General features: G+C 41.5%; 1 protein-coding gene. It reads left to right on the top strand.

The window, feature by feature from the left end; genetic code table 11:
* Window positions 1-237 (top strand): MerR family transcriptional regulator (locus ACYYG1_RS17415; protein ID WP_461211602.1); only part of this gene is annotated, 237 nt, incomplete at its 5' end.
* Between the last annotated feature and the right edge of the window lie 38 nt (window positions 238-275).

The raw sequence follows: 275 nt of genomic DNA, 5'->3' as shown, positions 1-275 counted from the left end.
GAGAGTGATTTAACTTGGATCAACTTTATCAAGTGTTTGCGCCAGGTACAAATTCCGGTTAAGGACTTGGCTGTATACGCCAGGCTGTTTCAGCAGGGGCCAAGCACTAAGAAAGTTAGACGTGAAATTTTGGTGAATGAACTGCACAGATTGGAAGAAGAGGATAAGAATATCCGCGAAACAATTAATAAGTTAAGGGCCAAGATTGACCTGTATGACCAGGGCAAGATTGACTAAGTTCAAATATCTAATAAACTACCGGCGCTTTTAGTAGC

It is taken from the genome of Desulfocurvus sp. DL1XJH-121 (assembly GCF_054819825.1).
Note: the sequence above shows the minus strand (reverse complement) of the source record. Positions and strands in the feature narration are given on the sequence as shown.